Origin of the sequence: Comamonas sp. 26, from assembly GCF_002754475.1 — a bacterium.
Taxonomy (GTDB): Bacteria; Pseudomonadota; Gammaproteobacteria; order Burkholderiales; family Burkholderiaceae_C; genus Comamonas.
The window spans coordinates 1345942-1363405 of record NZ_PEFL01000001.1; the positions used below are offsets into that span (position 1 = coordinate 1345942).

Consider the following 17464-nt stretch of genomic DNA (forward strand, 5'->3'; position numbering starts at 1 on the left):
CATTCTTTCGAAAACAGGCATGTCCCAATCCAGAGACACCGAGGAAGCGCCGCCGCGCACCGAGGGTGTCGTCCCCCTTTCCGAAGGCGAAGCCTGACGGTAGAAGGGGGAAGGCGCAAAGCGCTTCAGGGGGATGTCGTTAGAAGTAACCGTCCTTTTTGCGCTTTTCCATAGACGCTTCGCTGGTCTTGTCATCCATGCGGGTCGCGCCGCGCTCGCTGACTTCGGCAGACAGGGTCTCAATCACGATGTCTTTGGCCGATGCGGCGGTGCTCTCCACAGGGCAGGTGCAGGTGATGTCGCCCACGGTGCGAAAGCGCACATCGCGCTGCACGATTTCCTCGCCATCACGTGGCGGGGTCAGCTCAGTTACGGGCACCAGCAGGCCCTTGCGTTCCACCACATCACGCTTGTGGGTGTAGTACAGGCTTGGCAGGGCGATGTTTTCGCGGGCGATGTACTGCCACACGTCCAGCTCCGTCCAGTTGCTGATCGGGAAGACGCGGAAATGCTCGCCCTGTGCAATGCGGGTGTTGAACAGCGTCCACAGCTCGGGGCGCTGGTCCTTGGGCTGCCACTGACCAAAGCTGTCGCGGTGGCTGAAGATGCGTTCCTTGGCGCGGGCCTTTTCTTCATCGCGGCGGGCGCCGCCGATCAGCGCGTCAAAGCGGAACTCCTCAATGGCTTCCAGCAGCGTCACCGACTGGTGCACATTGCGCGATTCGCCAGGGTGGGCCAGACGCACCGTGCCGCGCGCCATGGAGTCTTCCACGCTGCGCACGATCAGCTCGGCACTCAGCTCCTTGGCGCGCTGGTCACGGAAATCGGTCACCTCATGGAAGTTGTGGCCGGTATCGATCATCAACAGCGGGTAGGGGATGCGGCCCACGCCAAACGCCTTCTCGGCGCAGCGCAGCATGACCAGCGAATCCTTACCACCCGAAAACAGCAGGGTGGGGCGCTCAAACACGGCGGCCACTTCGCGCAGGATGAAGATGGTTTCTTCTTCCAGGGCATCCAGATGGCGGTTGCTGAGATGGCTCAGGACGGAGGTATCCACTCGGGCGTTCATTGTTTGTCCAATCAAATCGTGCTGTGGCGCATATGGAGATTGCGCAGGCAGCTATCTTTTTTCAATCAACGGCTTACAAAAACTGGCGCTAACCTAAACACAGTTGCAGCCCGCAAGGGCCGCTCTCGCAGCGAGGCTGCCGTCCCCCTTAGGAGGAGCCGCGTGCGACTCAGGGAGTTAGTGAGAGATGTGCAGGCCGCACTCGCGGTTGTCTTCGCCCTTGGTGGGGTCGACATAGTCAAAATTGTTGGGCAGGCCGTGCTTCTGGCAGTACTCGTACAGGTCTTTGCTGGACCAGTGCAGCAGCGGAGCCACTTTGATCAGACCGTCGGGGTTGATGCTGACGGGGTCCATGGCGGCGCGCACAGCGGTATCGGTTGCGCGCAGTGCGGTGAACCAGACCTTGGGCGCTGTTTCGCGCAGAGCGCGGGTGAAGGGCTCCAGCTTTACTTCTTCAGTAAAGGCTGCGTGGCGCGGGTCATCCAGCGCTGGCGTGGTGCCTTCTACCGCTTCGCGGTGGGCACGGCTGCGCAGGGGCAGGTAGATCTTGAGGTTCAGGCCCAGCTGCTTGGTGACTGTGTCGGCAAACTGGTAGGTGGCTTCGGTGTTGTAGCCGTTGTCCATCCAGATCACGGGCACATCAGGGCGGGCCTGAGCGACCATGTGCAAAATCACCGCTTCAAACGGGCGGAAGTTGGTGGTGACGATGGTGGGCTGACCCAGGCCGACGGCCCAGCGCACCAGCGCAGCGGCATCGTGGCCCAGCTCAGCGTTGACGCTGGCGAGATTCATGGCGGGGGCGAGCTGGCTCATGCGGCCTCCAGCGACGAAGTCTGGGCAAAGTGGGGTGGTGCTCCAGCGCATCGGCCTGGTAGTAGCCGCCAAAGCGCTCGAACTGACGCTGGGCATCGGCGGCGTCCACACCTTCGCGCAGCACGGCAGAGCTGAAACCCGTGCGCTGCATCTGCACCAGTTGGTCAATCAGCACATCGCCGGTGGCGCGGATATCGCCCGCAAACTTGAGGCGGCGGCGCAGCAGATAGGCCTGGCTGAAGGCGCGACCATCGGTGAAGTTGGGGAAGTTCAGGTCGACTTGCGTGATGCCGTCGAGATTGGCTTCCAGCGCGTTCACATCATTGGCCAGTACCAACACAGGGCCGGTGCTCTCGCTGGGGGCCTGGTAGTCATGGTTTGCCAGAATTTTCATCATCAATTCCTTGCTCTTGGCTTTTTGTTCTTGCTCGTGGCTCAGGCCAGCGCGGCTTCTTCGTCTTCGGCGGGGTGGCGGGCAGCCTTGCCAGCTTCCTTGAAAGGATCGATGCCAATGCGGCGCACGGCGTCAATAAAGTGTTCGCCGCTGTGGCGCAGGTCGCGGTAGGTGCTCAGCACGGCTTCGATCACGTCAGGCACCTCGGCAGCGCTGAACGATGGGCCGATGGCCTTGCCAGCCACGGCGTTGCCCGAGAGGGTGGAGCCGTCAGAGCCGCCCAGAGTGACCTGGTACCACTCCTTGCCGTCCTTATCCACACCCAGAATGCCGATGTGGCCGCTGTGGTGGTGACCGCAGCTGTTGATACAGCCGCTGATGTGCAGGTCAATCTCGCCGATATCGTCCAGCTCGTCCAGATCCTGATAACGGGCGGTGATGGCGTCGGCAATGGGCAGGCTGCGGGCGTTGGCCAGTGCGCAGAAGTCGCCGCCGGGGCAGGCAATCATGTCGGTCAGCAGGGCTACATTGGTGCTGGCCAGACCCAGAGCCTTGGCTTCGGTCCACAGCGCATGCAGCTTGCCGACCTGTACCCAGGGCAGCATCACGTTCTGGTCATGCGTTACGCGGGCTTCGCCAGAGGAGAAAGCATCGACCAATTGCGCCAGTGCATCGAGCTGCTCGCTCTGTGCATCGCCAGGGGCCTGGCCCACGCGCTTGAAGGACAGGGTGACGGCGCGCAGACCTGCCAGTTTGTGGGCGTGCACGTTGCGGGCGACCCAGCGGGCAAAGGCGGGCTCCTTGGCCGTTTGCTCGATCAGTGCCTGTTCAGCGGCGGCTGCATCGGTGACGACGGGCAGAGCCGGTGTGGTGAACATGGCGGCCACGCGGTCAAACTCGGCCTGCGGCACGGTGTGAGGGCCGCCGTCCACGTCAACGATCTGGCGGAACTCTTCTTCCACCGCATCGATATAGGCCTGGCCTTCAGCCTTGACCAGAATCTTGATGCGTGCCTTGTATTTGTTGTCGCGGCGGCCTAGTTCGTTGTAGACGCGAACAATGGCTTCGATGTAATTCATGATCTGGTTCCAGGGCAGGAACTCACGAATCACGGTGCCGATCACGGGCGTGCGGCCCATGCCGCCACCGACAAATACCTTGAAGCCGATTTCGCCCGCTTCATTTTTGACCATGTGCAGGCCCACATCGTGCCAGCCTGTGGCGGCGCGGTCTTCCTTGGCACCAGTGATGGCGATCTTGAACTTGCGTGGCAGAAAGGCGAACTCGGGGTGCAGCGTGGTCCACTGGCGCAGAATTTCTGCGTAGGGGCGGGGGTCAATGGCTTCGTCAGGGGCAATACCGGCCAGCGCATCGGTGGTGGTGTTGCGAATGCAGTTGCCGCTGGTCTGAATGCCGTGCAGATTGACGCTGGCCAGCAGATCCATCACATCGGCAGCTCTGGACAGGGGAATCCAGTTGAACTGCACATTGGTACGGGTGGTGAAGTGGGCGCAGTTCTTGGGCAGATAGGTGGTGCCCATCTTGCCCTGGCCATCCAGCGCTGCCTGAAAGACGGCGGCCTCGGGCTCGTCGTATTCGCGAGCCACCTTGGCCAGCACGCGAATCTGGGCGGAGTTGATCTCGCCATAAGGCACGGCCACGCGCAGCATGGGCGCATAGCGCTGGACATACCAGCCGTTTTGCAGACGCAGCGGGCGGAAATCATCTTCCGGGAGCTTGCCTGCCTGCCAGCGTTCCAGCTGGTCACGGAACTGGTCGGCGCGTTGCTTGACGAACGCTTTGTCGAAATCGGTGTATTGATACATGTCTTCAGTTCTTCCGTGGAGCGAATGCCTTGCCTCGAATGGCATTGCACTGTGATCGTTGGAGCGAACTGTAGAGATGCTTTATATAAAAACAAACGATTATTTAGTCCTTCATATATAACTAAAAGAATATGTGAGGCCGTAAACAAAGGCTCGCTTTCGGGTCAAAGTGCGCCGGTTCTGGGAATTTCCTTGCGGTGCACTTGCATTTATCTGTAAGCAAGGCTCGCTGATTCCCTAGAATCGGGGCTTGTTCAATGATTGAGGCGCCTGGATTGAAAGCGGGTGCCTGACTATGGAAATAGCCATACTTTTCGCTCTCATCTGTTTGAACGGCGTGTTCGCCATGTCGGAGATTGCGCTGGTCACAGCCCGCAAGAGCCGCATGCAAAAAATGGTGGATGAGGGCGACAGCGGTGCGGTAGCCGCTATCAAGCTAGGAGAGGATCCAACGCGTTTTCTCTCCACCATTCAGATTGGTATTACCTCGATTGGCGTGCTCAACGGTATCGTGGGCGAGGCGGCTCTGGCCGGGCCACTGGCTCTCAAGCTGATAGACGCCGGCATGCAGGCCAAGACGGCTGGTTACGTCTCTACCGGTCTGGTCGTGGTGCTGATCACCTACTTCTCTATCGTGGTGGGCGAGCTGGTTCCCAAGCGTCTGGGTCAGACCAACCCCGAAGCGCTGGCGCGCCTGATCTCCCGCCCCATCAACTTTCTGGCTCTGGCCACCAAGCCTTTTGTTTGGTTGCTGTCTGCATCCACACGCGGCCTGCTCAAACTGCTGGGCGTCAAGGAAAGCAATGGCAGCGTGGTAACCGAAGAGGAAATTCAGGCCATTTTGGTGGAGGGTCACAGCGCCGGTGTGATCGAGTCGCAAGAGCACACCATGGTGCGCAACGTGTTCCGGCTGGATGACCGCCAGATCGGCTCACTTATGGTGCCGCGCAGCGATGTGGTGTTTCTAGATATCGACGACAGCCTGGACGTCAATCTGACCCGGATGGAAGAAGCCGACCATGCACGCTATCCCGTGGTGCGCGGCGATATGAACAATATCGTGGGCGTGCTCAATGCCCGCCAGTGGCTGGCCCAGACCGTGCGCCAGAAGGGCGAGCAAAAGCTCGGCGATCAGCCGCTGCAGACGGCGCTCTATGTGCCGGAAACCATTACTGGTATGGAGCTGCTGGACACCTTCCGCAACTCTGATCTGCATATGGCGTTTGTGATCGACGAATACGGTGAGGTGCAAGGCATTGTCACGCTGCAGGATTTGATTGAAGCGATTACCGGCGAATTCCAGCCGCGCGACGACGAAACCAGCTGGGCGGTGCAGCGTCCGGATGGCAGCTGGCTGCTGGATGGACATATCCCTGTGCCAGAACTCAAGGACCGCCTGAACCTGCATGCCGTGCCCGAAGAAGAGCGCGGCCGCTATCACACGCTCAGCGGCATGGTGATGCTCTTGCTGGGCCGGGTGCCCAGCGAATCCGACGTGGTCGAGTGGGAAGACTGGCGCTTTGAAGTGGTGGACATGGACGGCAAGACGCTCGATAAGGTGCTGGCCACCAAGCTGGAGCCTTTAGTCTCAGCAGACGCGATTACGCTGCCGTAAATCCAGTCTTCAGGCATGAAAAGAGCACCTGGCGCTTTATTGATAAGCGGCAGGTGCTCTTTTTTTAGGAGTCCTGGTTTTAGAGCGACTCACACAACCCTTGATACGTCGTTGCTTCGCCTTGTCGTATTTCTGTACTGCCTGCGGCTTCGCGCCTCGTCTCAAACGCCAACCTGCGGTTTGCTGGGTAGTGTTAGCCGCTCTTGGTCAGGCGCTTTTCGGATCACGCATCACGCGTCACGCGACTCCACAGTCGCTGCGTGCCCAGCGATTGCGCCAGCTTGGCATCCAGCGGCAGCGGCTCACCATGCAGGCGCGCTGCCAGCAACTCGCCGCAGAGCATGGAAAGCGTCAGCCCGCGCGAGCCCAGTCCCGTCAGCACCCACAGTCCGGGCAGGTCGTCCGCCGCTTCACCGGCGGGTCCGGCCAGCGGCAGGCGGTCATAGGCGGCGCAGCGCACTCGCGCCCAGGTCTCGGGTTGCTGTGGTGCATCAAAAAAGGATTGCAGCGCCTGCCGGCATGCGGGCAGCAGGGCGGCCAGCTTCTCGCCATTGCCCGCATGTGCGGCCTGCTGGTCTGCGGCGCTGGGCGGCAGCTCGGTCACATCGCGCTCGAAGGTGGAGCCCATGATCCATTGGTGCGGGCTGGTAGGGGCGTCACCCGGAAAGTCCGGTACCAGATTGCCGTGGCCGTTGACCGGGAAGGGCGGCATGGCCGCCTGAGTCTGTGCCGTATGCTCGGCCACGCTGACTTGCCCGCGTATGGCTTGCAGCTCCCACAGTCCGGCATTCATGCCACTGGCTTGCAGCAGTGTTTTGCTGGCCGGGCCCAGCGCCAGAACCAGCATGTCGGCCTGGGCAATGCTCTGGCCCTGCAGGTTCAACACCTGCCACTGACCGTTGACTTCATCGCGCTGCAGCCTGGCGGCATCGGTATTGCCCTGCCACTGAATAAGGGTCGATTGCATCAAAGCCCGTACCAGTTGCGCAGGCCTGACCCAGCCCGCCTGCGCGTGCCACAGGGCGTGGCTGTCATCAGGCAAGCGGGCGGCTTGCAGATGCTGAGCAGTAGCGGGCTTGCTCCACTGCAGGCCCCAGCCGTGCTCGGCGCTGCCTGTCTTCAGCCATTGCGGTGGTAGGTGGGCGGGCTCGTTCAGGTCATGCTCCAGCACGCCGCCATGGGCCCAGTCCTCGTCCGTTTGCAGTTTTTGGGCAGCGCTCAGTTGCTGCAAAGTTTGTAGCGTGGTGCGCACGCCGCTGCGGGACAGACGCGATAAAACACTGTCATCGGGTGAGACATGGGGGCAGAACAACCCTGCAGGCAGACCCGATGCACCGGCAGCGGGCTGCGCAGCACTGTCGAGCACGGTGACTTGCCAGCCCCGCCTTGCCAGACTGGCTGCGGCGGCTGCACCGGCCAGCCCCGCACCCAGCACCAGGCAGTGGCCTGGTTGTTTGACGGGCGCAGGCAGCCCATCCGCACGGTGGCGGGGCTCCCACGCAGGGTTGTAGCTGGCCTGCAGGTTGTGTCGCTTGGGAGGCGTTCCCGGCACTTTTTTGACGTCAAAGCCCTGTGTCTTCAGGGCTTGCCGCACGCTGCCAGCCACGCACCAGGTCGCCAGCTGCGTGCCACGGCGGCAGTGGCGGGCGATGTTTTTCATGGCATCTTCATCCCATAGCTCGGGGTTGAGCTGGGGCGAAAAGCCATCGAGGTAGACGCTATCTGCCGTGAGCTGCTGCTTGCGCAGCATGGTCTGTGCCGGGCCTATATACAGCGTCAGCAGAACTTGGCCCTCTTCAAAAGACAGGCGGTGCACGCCTGGCAGCAGCCCCCACCACTGCTCGGCCAGTTGCAGGCCCAGTGCGCGCAGCTGGTCATCTGCAGGCAAGGACTGCAGCAGGTCTTCGCGAGAGACGGGAAACGCCTCAACCGAAACGAAATGCAGCAGCCGCGTGCGCTGCGGGTCAGCTTTCCAGGCCGCCCAGGTCACCAGAAAGTTCAGGCCAAAGCCAAAACCGGTTTCCAGAATCCGCCATTGCGGCGTATTGGCCCATGCAGCAGGCAGGCCGCAGCCGCCCAGAAAGACATGGGTAGCCTGATCGAGGCCGCCATCTTCGCTGCGATAGCGATCCTGAAAACGAGAGCTGTAGGGGGTGCCATCAGGCATCCATGTGATGGGTTCAGACATGGCAGGGGAAAACGCATCCACAAGGCGTGATGCTTAAAACTGGTGCGGTGTAAGTATCAGGGACAGCGAGCAAGAGCCGTCTCGCAGCGAGGCTGTCGTCCCCCTCTCGCAGAGAGAGGGGGAAGCCGCAAAGCGGCTCAGGGGGGAAGTTTATTCCCAGCGTTGCTGGTAGGAGAAGACAGGAAGACGCCATTTAAAACGAATGGCCGCCATACGAAAGGCCAAGCCACCGGCAAAACAGACGATGGTGCTGATATTGGGGCTGACATCCAGGTGACGCAGGCCCAGGAACATCAGGCATACGGCCAGCGACACGCTGGCATATAGCTCGCGGCGGAAGACGACGGGCACCTGGTTGCACAGCACATCACGCAAAATGCCGCCGCTGATGCCGGTAATCATGCCCGCCATGATGACGACGATGGTGGGGTAGCCCAGCTCCAGCGCGGTGTTGCAGCCGATCAGCGAGAAGGCGATCAGGCCCATGGCGTCCAGCAGCAAAAACACTTGCTTGAGTCTGTGCATGTGGCGTGCAATCACCGTGGTCAGCAGGCCGAAGCTGATGACCAGATACACATATTCGGGATGCTGCGTCCAGCCAATCGGGTAGTGGCCCAGCACCATGTCACGAATGGTGCCGCCGCCAAGGGCTGTGACAAAGGCAATGACGACGACGCCAAAGATATCCATATTGCGCCGGCCCGCAGCAAGCGCGCCGGACATGGCTTCGGCAGTGATGGCCACCAGATAGATGACCAGCATGACGGTGAAATTGGCGGTCTGGAACGAGTCCAGCAAAGAGACGGAAGGAAGCATGACGGCACTTGAAAATAGACCAGCCACTCACATCAACAGGAGTGTCTGGTTTGCCTCTCCCGCTGTCCTTTTACCTGAGAGTTGCGCATGTGCACCTTCGCGGTGGACATGCTTGCCCCTTCGGTGAGCCCTGCAAACTTGTGATTGCGGGCTGCTCTCCAGTTGGCGATATCCGGGCCTTGTCTGACCCACCTGCGGTACTTATTGCCTGAGCGATTATGGGAGTTTGCGCCTTCGGCGGGAACCGTTGCAGGTTCCGCTCTCCCGCAGGATGGGCGCGATTTTAGCCAGTTATGGCGGTGTTTTACGGGTTAGTACCTGTGTTGCCTGGGTTTGATGATCTGTTTTTTGTTTTATTTGAAGTCTGGCTTTTCGTTGGCGGCTGCGATGGCGATGATGGAAAGTTAATTTTGATAGCTGCTCGCGCTTGCTGTGCTTGGGGTATAGGCAGGTTTTCCTTGATGCCTGACTGTGACAAATCTGGCGCCTTTGGCCGCAGCCAGCAACAAAAAAGCCCCGGGCAATGCCACGGGGCTTTTGTATCTGAGGTCTCTGACTCAGGCGAGCTTACTCAGCGCTTGGAGGCACGTAGCCCTGAGCCGCATCTGCTCCGCCACCAAAGAAATGATTTTCCATCTGACGGGACAGGTACTGGCGGGCGCGCGCGTCGGCCAGGTTCAGGCGGTTTTCATTGATCAGCATGGTCTGGTGCTTGAGCCAGTCGGCCCAGGCCTGCTTGCTCACGCTTTCATAGATGCGCTTGCCCAGTTCGCCGGGTGCAGGGGGAAAGTCCAGGCCTTCTGCATCCTGATCCAGCTTGATGCAATGAACGGTACGTGCCATGTGTAGGGTCCTCTTGTGTGATTACAGATGTTTAGGTAATAACAAACTGAAATCTTAGTAGTTTGAGTTTTAAGACTGCGGATCAAGAATGCATAGCAACGGGGGAGAAGAAGCCCGTTATCCATTCACTCCAAGAACACAGTCCAATGAAAAATCGTCGCAACTTTATCAAGTTTCCTCTGGCTGCCGGTCTGATTGCTGGCTTGACCCTCTCCGCTCTGCCCACATTGCCTGCTTTTGCACAACAAAGCGGCGTGCAATTGCTCAACGTGTCCTATGACCCGACTCGTGAGCTGTATGTGAATTACAACCAGGCGTTTGCCAAGCACTGGAAGGCCACGCAGAACCAGGATGTGACCATCAAGCAGTCGCACGGTGGCTCGGGCAAGCAGGCGCGCTCCATCATTGACGGTATTGATGCTGATGTCGCCACGCTGGCGCTGGCCGGTGATATTGATGCGCTGGTCAAGAACGGCAATGTCAAGGCTGACTGGCAAAAGCGCCTGCCGCACAACAGCGCGCCTTATAGCTCGACCATTGTGTTTCTGGTGAAAAAGGGCAACCCCAAGGGCATCAAGGACTGGGACGATCTGGTCAAGCCCGGCGTGCAGGTAATTACGCCCAACCCCAAGACCTCGGGCGGTGCCCGCTGGAACTATCTGGCCGCCTGGGAGTTTGCCAAGCGCAAGTACGGCGGTGATGCGCAGGCCAAGGATTTCATCACCAAGCTCTACAAGAACGTGCCCGTGCTGGACACCGGCGCGCGTGGCTCCACCGTGACCTTTGTGCAGCGTGGTCTGGGCGATGTGCTGCTGGCCTGGGAAAACGAAGCCTATCTGGCGCTCAAGGAATTTGGCCCTGAGAAGTTCCAGATCATTGCGCCTTCGCTGTCCATCCTGGCTGAGCCTTCGGTAGCCGTGGTCGACAAGGTGGTGGACAAGCGCGGCACGCGTGCCGTGGCCGAGGCTTATCTGAAGTACCTGTACTCCGAAGACGCCCAGCGCATTGCCGGCAAGAACTTCTACCGCCCCACCGATGCCAAGGTGGCGACCGAGTTCGCCAGCCAGTTCCCCAAGCTGGAGCTGTTCACCATCGACAAGGCCTTTGGCGGCTGGGCTGCGGCTGACAAGGCGCACTTTGCCGACGGCGGCAGCTTCGACCAGATTTACGCCAAGAAGTAAGCACAGCGCGGCGGGCTGGCCCGCCGCACACCAGATCACAGCAACAACAGGAGCGGGTAATGAGCAATTTCTGGAGCCGTCTGGGACAGTCTTTTTTGAGCGCAGGAGCCATGAATGCACGCCAGCCGCTGTTGGCGTGGGAGGCTTCGTGGGACGAGGCCGAGGCACTGATTGCCAGCGGCAAGCTGTGGCCTGAGCCGCAGCAAACTCAGGCCGGGAGCAGGGAAGCGGAGACATCCCCCGGCACGGCGCAGCAGCCTTGAAGCCCTCAACACCACCTTTGATACCTTGTGATATGAAGCCTTGCCGTACGTTTGTACCGCCTGTGGCTTTGCACCTTGTCTGAAACGCCAATCTACGATTTTCCGGGCCCTGTTCGCAGCTCCTAAAGCACTCCCACAAAGATAAGCCAAGCCATGTCGATTTTGCTGATTGCCGGAAGTCCCACACAGCCCTCGCGCTCCACATCCTTGCTGCATGCCGTGGCGAGCCGTCTGCAGGCGCAGGGCCTGAGCACTGAACCCGTGCTGCAGCTCAACCAGCTGGACCCCGCAGCGCTGCTACTAGCCCAGTTTGATCACGCCGAAATTCGAGCCATCACAGACCGTGTGGCGCAGGCCGATGCCGTGGTGGTAGCTACGCCGGTCTACAAAGCGGCTTATAGCGGGCTGCTTAAGGTTTTTCTCGACGTGCTGCCCCAGACCGCGCTCAAAGGCAAGCTGGTTTTGCCGCTGGCCACAGGCGGCAGCCCCCACCATATGCTGGCGCTGGACTATGCCCTGCGCCCCGTGCTGCAGTCGCTGGGTGCGCGCCACATCCTGCCGGGCATTTACGCCACCGATCAAGGCGTGCCCTTGTTGCCCGAAGGCGGCTATGGCCTTACCCCGGATATTGCCGAACGGCTGGACGACGCCGCCCAGTTGCTGGCCACTGACCTGCGCCGCAGCGCGCAATGGGCTGGAAACCACTTTGAAAACATCGCGTTTACTGACGTGCGATGTAGTGTTTGATCTAGCTCTCCTCTGAGCGGCTGCGCCGCTTCCCCTGCGGGGCCGACGGCCTCGTGGCTTCGTTGTAAGGCGGCCCTTGCTGGCCATCCTTTCTTGCGCCCCTAACGCACTCCCATTGTTTTTGATAGCAGTCCCCGCGCTGTGAAGGCCGAGTTGCGCCTGAAAAGTGCCCAAAACAGGTCTGAACACCAGAGGCCTGTGGACTGCCCCTTCCAAGGATTGAATTCTCATGACTGATCGCAACATCACCACCTCTCGCGTTTCGACCCAGCTTTTGAAAACCACCCGCCGCCAGTGGCTGGCGGGGACTGTGGCCTCGGCGCTGGCACTGGCGTCGGGCCAGCTGCAAGCCCAGCAAAGCAATGGCGCACAGCGTGTACTGCGCGTGGGTCACCAAAAAGGCTGGCTCTCCATCCTCAAAAATCGCGGCACGCTGGAAAAGCGGTTGACGCCACTGGGTGTGTCTGTGCGCTGGGTGGAATTCAACGCCGGCCCCGTGCAGCTGGAGGCTCTGAACGTCGGCTCCATAGACTTTGGCGATGTGGGTGAAGCCCCGCCCATTTTTGCGCAGGCCGCCGGTGCGCCCCTGGTCTATGCCGGTGCCACCGTGGCCCGCCCCGGTCTTGAGGCCGTGATCGTACCCAAGGGCTCGGCGATTCGCAGCGTGGCTGACCTCAAGGGCAAGCGCATTGCCTATAACAAGGGCTCCAACGTCCATTACTTTCTGGTCAAGCTGCTGGAAAAGCATGGCCTCAAGTACGGCGATGTGCAGTCCGTCTTTCTGGCCCCCGCAGATGCCCGTGCGGCATTTGAAAAAGGCTCGGTCGATGCCTGGGTGATCTGGGACCCCTTCTTGGCCTCTGCCCAGAAGACGCTGGACGCTCGCCTGCTGGCCGATGCCAAGGGCGTGGTCAACAACCGCGCCTACTACTTCACCTCACGCGACTTTGCCAGCCGTAACGCCGATGTGCTGCGCATTGCGATTGAGGAAATTGCCGTTGTCGACAAATGGGCCAGCAAGAACCAGAAGGCCGCAGCCGCTGAGCTGTCGCAGATTCTGGGGCTGGACACCTCCGTGACCGAGCTGTACCTGAGCCGCGCCGAGTTTGGTACCCAGGCCGTCAACGGTGAAATTCTGGCCGAGCAGCAAAAGATTGCCGACACCTTCTTCGACCTCAAGCTCATCCCCAAAAAGCTCAACCTGCTGCACGCCGCACCTGTGGACTTGCTGGCCAGTCGCTGATTCATGAAAGAGATCCGATCATGAGTGCTTCATCCTCTATTCCCCGCTTTTATCGAGGCCGTCGCCAGGCCTTGCAACTGCTGGGCACCACGGCGCTGAGCTGGGTGCTGGCCGACCATTACGCCAGTGCTCAGGCCAAGCCTTTGGTCGGGGCACCGGCCCAGTTACGCATCGGCTACCAGAAGTCAGCGGTCAACCTGGTGGTGCTCAAGCAGCATGGCGTGCTCGAAAAACGCCTGCCGCAGACGCAGATCAGCTGGCTGGAATTTCCCGCCGGGCCGCAACTGCTGGAGGCTCTGTCGGTCGGCAGTCTGGACTTCGGCCTGACCGGCGACTCGCCGCCCGTGTTTGCTCAGGCCGCAGGCAAGGACCTGCGCTATGTGGGGGCCGAGCCGCCCAAGCCCGAAAGCTCGGCCATTCTGGTGCAGTCCGATTCACCGCTGCGAACCCTGGTCGACCTCAAAGGCAAGCGCATTGCTTTGCAAAAAGGCTCCAGCGCCCACTATCTGCTGGTGCGTGCGCTCGATAAGGCGGGCATTGCCTGGGCCGACATTCAGCCCGTGTACCTGGCTCCGGCCGATGCGCGTGCCGCATTCGAGCGCAAGAGCGTGGATGCCTGGGCCATCTGGGACCCGTACTACGCGGCCACCGAACTCAGCATCCGTCCACGGGTGCTGAGCAATGGCGAAGGGCTGACGGGCAACAACTCCTTTTATCTGGCCTCTCGGGCGCTGGTGGAGCAGCAGCCCCAGCTCATACATGCGCTGTTCGAGGAGCTGACTCAGGCCGACCAGCTGGTGCAGCGCTCGCGCCAGGAAGCCGTGCAACTGGTTGCCGCTTTCAGCGGGCTGGAGGCCAACGTGGTCAGTCGCTTCATAGGCCGCCGGCCCAGTTCTCCCACATCGCTGCTCAGCCCCGTCATGGTGGCCGATCAGCAGCGTGTGGCCGATGCATTTTTTCGTCTGGGCGTGATTCCACGCCAGATTCGGGTCGCCGACATCGTCTGGCAGCCATCCAAGGTCTGAGGAGATATTCCATGCAAGTTTTCTGGTTCATTCCCACTCATGGTGACGCCCGCTATCTGGGCAGCAGCGAAGGTGCGCGGCAACTCAGCCACGACTATGTCAAACAGGTCGCTGTCGCCGCGGACAGCCTAGGCTATGAAGGGGTGCTGATTCCCACCGGTCGCTCTTGCGAAGATCCATGGGTGGTGGCTTCCAGCCTGATCCCCGTCACCAAGCGATTGAAGTTTCTGGTGGCTGTGCGCCCAGGGCTGCACCAGCCCAGTCTGGCGGCGCGCATGGCGGCCAGCTTTGACCGGCTCTCTGGCGGGCGCTTGCTGATCAATCTGGTGACCGGCGGCGATCAGGCTGAGCTGGAGGGAGACGGTGTGTTTCTCGACCATGCCACGCGCTACGAGCAGTCGGCAGAGTTCATCAAAATCTGGCGCGAAATTCTGGCGCGCAGCCATGAGGGTGGGTCGCTGGACTTTGACGGCCAGCATCTGCAGGTCAAGGGCGCCAAGCTGCTGTTTCCGCCGCTACAAAAACCGTATCCGCCTGTGTACTTTGGCGGCTCATCCCCAGCCGCCCATGAGCTGGCGGCAGAGCAGGTCGATGCCTATCTGACCTGGGGCGAGCCCCCGGCCGAAGTCGCCAAGAAGCTGGCCGATGTGCGCGCCAAGGCCGAGCGCCATGGCCGCAAGCTCCAATTCGGCATTCGCCTGCACGTCATCGTGCGTGAGACCGATGAGGAAGCATGGGCCGATGCCGAGCGCCTGATCAGCCGTGTTCAGGATGAAACCGTGGTGCAGGCGCAGGCCGCGTTTGCGCGCATGGATTCGGAAGGCCAGCGCCGCATGGCTGCCCTGCATGCAGGTGGCAGCAAGCGCAGCCGCAAGGATCTGGAGATCAGCCCAAATCTCTGGGCCGGTGTCGGACTCGTGCGTGGCGGTGCCGGCACGGCGCTGGTGGGCAGTGCACAGACGGTGGCTGATCGCATCAAGGAATACGCCGATCTGGGCATCGACACCTTTGTGTTCTCGGGCTATCCGCATCTGGAAGAAGCCTATCGCTTTGCCGAGCTGGTCTTCCCGCTGCTGCCGCTCAACCTGCAGCAAAAACTGGGCGGCGGCAGCCCCAGCGGCCCGTTTGGCGAGACCGTCGCCAATCTGTACTCACCGGGCCGCGATCAGGGTCGGGTTTCGCAAAGCTGAAGGAGACGGCATGAGTGATGTTCAAACGCTGGCTTTGAAGCCCGCAACTCAGCCGGTGCCCCGTCTGGAGCAGTTTGCCCGGCAGGTCGGTGTGCGGCTGCTGCCCTGGCTGGTGCCGCTGCTGCTGATTGCCACATGGCAGGCAGCATCGGCCTACGGTTGGCTGTCGACCCGGGTACTGCCCGCTCCGCTGGATGTGCTGCGTGCCGCCTGGACGCTTGCCGAATCGGGCGAGCTGTGGACCCATGTCAGGGTCAGCGCCGGGCGTGCGCTGGCTGGGCTGGCCATAGGCGGCAGTCTGGGTCTGTTGCTGGGGTTGCTCACAGGCTCGCTGCGCTGGGCCGAGACGCTGTTGGACTCCACCATCCAGATGGTGCGCAACATCCCCGCGCTGGCGCTGATTCCGCTGGTCATTCTGTGGTTTGGCATTGATGAGTCGGCCAAGCTGTTTCTCATCAGCATCTCGGTGTTCTTCCCCATCTATCTCAACACCTTTCACGGCATTCGCAATGTGGACCCGGGGCTGATCGAGATGGGCAAGAGCTACGGCCTCACGCGCTGGCAGCTGTACCGCGACATCGTGCTGCCCGGCGCTCTGTCTTCCATCCTCGTGGGTCTGCGTTTTTCGCTGGGGCTGATGTGGGTGATTCTGATCGTGGCCGAGACCATTTCGGCGCAGGCCGGCATTGGCTATCTGACCATGAATGCCCGCGAGTTTCTGCAGACCGATGTGGTGCTGGTGGGCATCTTGCTCTACGCCATTCTGGGCAAGCTGGCCGACGTCTTTGCACGCAGCCTGGAGCGCTGGTGGCTGCGCTGGCATCCGAACTATGGGACCCCCTGAGTCGCTGTGCGACTTGCCCCTGAGGGGACGACATTCATGCAGCAGGGCGGCCCTTGCTGGATGTCTCTTGCCTGGGGTGTGACGGTTTTTGAGGTCAGTGAAAAGAATGACAGGAGCTTGTGATGAGCAATTTATGGAGTCGTTTGACGCAGTCGCTGGTGAGTTCCGGTGCCTTGAATGCACGCCGGCCGCTGGAAGCCTGGGAGGCATCGTTGGACGAAGCGCAGGTGCTGGAGCTGGCCGGCCAGCTGCGCAGTGAACAGGATGAGGCCGATCGCATCAAGCCTCAAGGCGTGCAGCTGCAGACCCGGCAGTTGACCAAGCGCTATGGCGAGCGGGAAGTGCTCAAGCAGGTGCAGCTTGATGTTCAGCCCGGCGAGTTCATCGCCATCGTGGGCCGCAGCGGCTGCGGCAAGTCCACGCTGCTGCGGCTGGTGGCGGGGCTGGAGGGCGCGAGTGCGGGTCAGTTGCTGATCGATGAAGCCGATGTCAAAGCGGCCAAGCAGGACACGCGCATCATGTTTCAGGACGCACGCCTGCTGCCTTGGAAGCGGGTTCTGGACAACGTGATTCTGGGTCTGCCCGAATCGGCCAAAGAGCAGGGTCGCAAGGTGTTGGCGCAGGTAGGGCTGGCCGACCGTGAAAACGAATGGCCTGCGCGCTTGTCTGGCGGCCAGCGCCAGCGTGTGGCCCTGGCCCGGGCCCTGGTGCACCAGCCGCGTCTGCTGCTGCTCGATGAGCCGCTGGGCGCTTTGGATGCGCTGACGCGCATTGAAATGCACCGCCTCATCGAAGGTCTGTGGCGCAGCCACGGTTTTACGGCTTTGCTGGTTACCCACGATGTGCAGGAAGCCGTGGCGCTGGCTGACCGCGTGGTGCTGATTGAAGACGGGCGCATTGCGCTCGATGAACGCATAGACCTGCCACGTCCCCGTGTGCATGGTGATGCGCGCTTTGCGGCGCTGGAAACCCGCATTCTCGACCGCGTGCTGCAAAAGCCCGAGTCTGAACAAGTGCCCGCACAGGACCGCTGGCCGGGCGTGCCCGTGACCGGCCTGCGCTGGGCCATCTGATTTTTATCTCTCTTTCAATGCTTTCAACACAAAGGAAACATCATGTCCATTCAAGCTATCAACGTGCGCAACCAGTTCAAAGGCAAGGTCAAGGAAATCATCCGTGGCGATGTGGTCTCGGAAGTCGATGTCGAAACGCCATGGGGCACCGTCACTTCGGTCATCACCACGCGCTCGGTCAATGATCTGGGGCTGGTAGTCGGCTCCGAAGTCGTGGCGCTGGTCAAGTCCACCGAAGTCTCCATCGCCAAGCTGTAAACCGTTAGAGAGTTCATCAAAAATAGCACCCAGCGCAGGTACTGTTTGCGCTGGGTGCTCTCTTTTTAGATAA

The 17464-nt window shown here is 60.9% G+C and carries 17 protein-coding genes and 2 riboswitches; of the genes, 10 read left to right on the forward strand and 7 right to left on the reverse strand.

Annotated elements, in window-relative coordinates; translation table 11 throughout:
• Nucleotides 1-139 precede the first annotated feature (139 nt).
• The 4 genes from cysD to CLU84_RS06170 all read right to left on the reverse strand — a co-directional run bounded on the left by cysD (nucleotide 140) and on the right by CLU84_RS06170 (nucleotide 4105).
• Nucleotides 140-1072 (reverse strand): sulfate adenylyltransferase subunit CysD, encoded by a 933-nt coding sequence (gene cysD / locus CLU84_RS06155; protein WP_099736428.1) that lies wholly within the window; start codon nucleotides 1070-1072, stop codon nucleotides 140-142.
• A 177-nt stretch (nucleotides 1073-1249) separates the two neighbouring features.
• The gene (locus CLU84_RS06160) at nucleotides 1250-1885 is read right to left on the reverse strand and encodes a phosphoadenosine phosphosulfate reductase family protein (RefSeq protein ID WP_099736429.1); all 636 of its coding nucleotides are present in this window, start codon (nucleotides 1883-1885) and stop codon (nucleotides 1250-1252) included.
• The gene (locus tag CLU84_RS06165; protein ID WP_233209937.1) at nucleotides 1839-2279 is read right to left on the reverse strand and encodes a DUF934 domain-containing protein; all 441 of its coding nucleotides are present in this window, start codon (nucleotides 2277-2279) and stop codon (nucleotides 1839-1841) included. The genes CLU84_RS06160 and CLU84_RS06165 overlap by 47 nt, the downstream gene beginning before the upstream one ends.
• 41 nt (nucleotides 2280-2320) lie before the next feature.
• Complete coding sequence (locus CLU84_RS06170; protein ID WP_099736430.1) at nucleotides 2321-4105, reverse strand: nitrite/sulfite reductase; 1785 nt, start codon at nucleotides 4103-4105, stop codon at nucleotides 2321-2323.
• A 295-nt stretch (nucleotides 4106-4400) separates the two neighbouring features.
• Between CLU84_RS06170 and CLU84_RS06175 the strand changes: the two genes are divergently transcribed.
• Nucleotides 4401-5720, forward strand: a complete 1320-nt coding sequence (locus tag CLU84_RS06175; RefSeq protein WP_099736431.1) for a hemolysin family protein — start codon at nucleotides 4401-4403, stop codon at nucleotides 5718-5720.
• 223 nt (nucleotides 5721-5943) lie between these two features.
• Here the strand turns inward: CLU84_RS06175 and mnmC are convergent, their stop codons facing one another.
• The 3 genes from mnmC to CLU84_RS06190 all read right to left on the reverse strand — a co-directional run bounded on the left by mnmC (nucleotide 5944) and on the right by CLU84_RS06190 (nucleotide 9567).
• Nucleotides 5944-7887, reverse strand: coding sequence for an FAD-dependent 5-carboxymethylaminomethyl-2-thiouridine(34) oxidoreductase MnmC (mnmC, locus tag CLU84_RS06180; protein WP_099737894.1), 1944 nt, complete (start codon nucleotides 7885-7887; stop codon nucleotides 5944-5946).
• 171 nt (nucleotides 7888-8058) lie between these two features.
• Nucleotides 8059-8724, reverse strand: coding sequence for a trimeric intracellular cation channel family protein (locus CLU84_RS06185; RefSeq protein ID WP_099736432.1), 666 nt, complete (start codon nucleotides 8722-8724; stop codon nucleotides 8059-8061).
• A 52-nt stretch (nucleotides 8725-8776) separates the two neighbouring features.
• Nucleotides 8777-8896, reverse strand: a riboswitch (glycine riboswitch).
• Between the two features lie 13 nt (nucleotides 8897-8909).
• A riboswitch (glycine riboswitch) is annotated at nucleotides 8910-9001 on the reverse strand.
• Nucleotides 9002-9291: 290 nt separating this feature from the next.
• On the reverse strand, nucleotides 9292-9567 hold the full coding sequence (locus tag CLU84_RS06190) for an oxidative damage protection protein (protein ID WP_099736433.1): 276 nt from the start codon (nucleotides 9565-9567) through the stop codon (nucleotides 9292-9294).
• Between the two features lie 146 nt (nucleotides 9568-9713).
• On the opposite strand from CLU84_RS06190, the gene CLU84_RS06195 reads away from it, so the two are divergent.
• From CLU84_RS06195 to CLU84_RS06235, 9 genes are all read left to right on the forward strand, one after another.
• Entirely contained in the window at nucleotides 9714-10748 is a 1035-nt protein-coding gene (locus CLU84_RS06195; protein WP_099736434.1) for a sulfate ABC transporter substrate-binding protein, read from the forward strand.
• Nucleotides 10749-10807: 59 nt separating this feature from the next.
• Nucleotides 10808-11011 carry a hypothetical protein gene (locus CLU84_RS22325; protein ID WP_233209938.1) on the forward strand — a complete coding sequence of 68 codons (204 nt, stop codon included), beginning with the start codon at nucleotides 10808-10810 and terminating at the stop codon, nucleotides 11009-11011.
• Between the two features lie 153 nt (nucleotides 11012-11164).
• A complete protein-coding gene (gene ssuE / locus CLU84_RS06205) occupies nucleotides 11165-11758 on the forward strand; it encodes an NADPH-dependent FMN reductase (RefSeq protein WP_099736435.1) in 594 nt (197 codons plus the stop codon).
• Nucleotides 11759-11987: 229 nt separating this feature from the next.
• The gene (locus tag CLU84_RS06210) at nucleotides 11988-13001 is read left to right on the forward strand and encodes a sulfonate ABC transporter substrate-binding protein (RefSeq protein ID WP_099736436.1); all 1014 of its coding nucleotides are present in this window, start codon (nucleotides 11988-11990) and stop codon (nucleotides 12999-13001) included.
• 20 nt (nucleotides 13002-13021) lie between these two features.
• Nucleotides 13022-14026, forward strand: coding sequence for an aliphatic sulfonate ABC transporter substrate-binding protein (locus CLU84_RS06215; protein WP_099736437.1), 1005 nt, complete (start codon nucleotides 13022-13024; stop codon nucleotides 14024-14026).
• 11 nt (nucleotides 14027-14037) lie between these two features.
• Complete coding sequence (ssuD, locus tag CLU84_RS06220; RefSeq protein ID WP_099736438.1) at nucleotides 14038-15216, forward strand: FMNH2-dependent alkanesulfonate monooxygenase; 1179 nt, start codon at nucleotides 14038-14040, stop codon at nucleotides 15214-15216.
• Nucleotides 15217-15226: 10 nt separating this feature from the next.
• Nucleotides 15227-16060: an aliphatic sulfonate ABC transporter permease SsuC gene (ssuC, locus tag CLU84_RS06225; RefSeq protein ID WP_099736439.1), complete on the forward strand. Its 834-nt coding sequence runs from the start codon at nucleotides 15227-15229 to the stop codon at nucleotides 16058-16060.
• Between the two features lie 122 nt (nucleotides 16061-16182).
• Nucleotides 16183-17133 (forward strand): ATP-binding cassette domain-containing protein, encoded by a 951-nt coding sequence (locus tag CLU84_RS06230; protein ID WP_099736440.1) that lies wholly within the window; start codon nucleotides 16183-16185, stop codon nucleotides 17131-17133.
• A 42-nt stretch (nucleotides 17134-17175) separates the two neighbouring features.
• Nucleotides 17176-17391: a molybdopterin-binding protein gene (locus tag CLU84_RS06235; RefSeq protein WP_099736441.1), complete on the forward strand. Its 216-nt coding sequence runs from the start codon at nucleotides 17176-17178 to the stop codon at nucleotides 17389-17391.
• Nucleotides 17392-17464 lie beyond the last annotated feature (73 nt).